The sequence below is a fragment of the Candidatus Symbiopectobacterium sp. genome, from assembly GCF_020054415.1.
Lineage (GTDB): Bacteria > Pseudomonadota > Gammaproteobacteria > Enterobacterales > Enterobacteriaceae > Symbiopectobacterium.
Window position 1 is genome coordinate 1 of record NZ_JAHWCO010000560.1, and the last position, 1,275, is coordinate 1,275.

The 1,275-nt window shown below is 47.1% G+C and carries 2 protein-coding genes and 2 pseudogenes; all 4 read left to right on the forward strand.

Going from position 1 to position 1,275, the window contains the following annotated elements:
• Window positions 1-123: 123 nt before the first annotated feature.
• Window positions 124-288: pseudogene (locus QZ506_RS16405) on the forward strand (Rha family transcriptional regulator); the annotation flags it as partial.
• 339 nt (window positions 289-627) lie between these two features.
• Entirely contained in the window at window positions 628-861 is a 234-nt protein-coding gene (locus QZ506_RS16410; protein WP_291972530.1) for a Rha family transcriptional regulator, read from the forward strand.
• 27 nt (window positions 862-888) lie between these two features.
• Window positions 889-996 (forward strand): annotated as a pseudogene (locus QZ506_RS16415) (IS1 family transposase); the annotation flags it as partial.
• Window positions 953-1,075, forward strand: coding sequence for a hypothetical protein (locus QZ506_RS16420; RefSeq protein WP_291972532.1), 123 nt, complete (start codon window positions 953-955; stop codon window positions 1,073-1,075). The pseudogene QZ506_RS16415 and the gene QZ506_RS16420, both read left to right, overlap by 44 nt.
• The last annotated feature ends 200 nt before the right edge of the window (window positions 1,076-1,275 follow it).

Sequence of the window (1,275 nt, forward strand, 5' to 3'; positions counted from 1 at the left end):
AGCCCAGCGAAACGACGGATCTTCGCAACGTAAAATCATGCAGTTAGGCCTCATGAGAAAAGTGTACACCTGAGATGACAAGCATTTTCAACCAAAACTGGCATGGAAAAACAGCATGATTACCTATTATTCAACAAAGCCAAAGTAAACATCGGCAACGGCGCAACCCGCGATTCCAAAATCTTCACCATGACAAAAGACGGATTCATCTTCCTCGTAATGGGCTTCACCGGCAAAAAAGCAGCAGCGTTCAAGGAAGCTTACATCGCAGAATTTAACAGCATGGAGGCCAGCTTATCCTCCGCTGTTCAGCCAGCGCCAACCCTCCACAAAACTCCTGATTGCCTCTACCGGGTACAAGTCACCATCTGGGATGACCTGCTTGGTGGCAAGCTTGCATTCGTCGGAAAAGCCAACTCGTTTCGTTCTATCGCAGCAGGGATCGCAACGTATCTGGGTTACAGGCCCACGAGCTTTGTCGAAATTCCCGACGCGCTAGAAAAACTCAGCGCCAGACGCATTCACTAATCACTAATCCGCCCCGGGATCGTGCCGGGGTTCCATTAATCACATTAACTTGTGAGAGGTTTACTCATGCAAAATTTAGTTTCTGAATATATTTTAACCATGTCCAGCCGCGAGATTGCCGAACTGACAGAAAAACGCCATCCGGATGTAAAACGAGACGTTGAAAGAATGATTTCTGACCTACAGGGAGATGTGAGCAAATTTGCGCACATCTATCTGGACTCCATGAATCGCCAGCAGACTGAGTACCTACTCGACCGCGACCACACCGAATGCCTGCTCACAGGATACAGCGCCGTCGGTCGTGTATTCAATATGTTGATTGCAGTGTGAAGTGTCCGGTTTTGGATGTGGAAAACAGTGGCTAAAGTTGATGTAAGATGCCTGTTTTGTGAACAGACATCTCCTGTGAAAAAACACGGTTGTGGCAAAAGTGGCCATCAGCTTTACCGTCGTCAGTCATGCAAACACGGATGGCTACAGTGCTTACAACGACGAACTTCCAAAAGTAAAAAACATTGTTAGCAAGCTGTATACACAGTATTGAGCGTGCACATCTGACACTGCGTAACCGATTGTAACGGCTCGATCGCAAGACGCTCGGATAGGCTTTGTTGAATAAATAGATTTTATGCTGGCAGCCCAGTGAAACGACGGATCCTCGCAACGTAAAATCATGCAGTTAGGCCTCATGAGAAAAGTGTACACCTGAGATGACAAGCATTTTCAACCAAAACTGGCATGGAA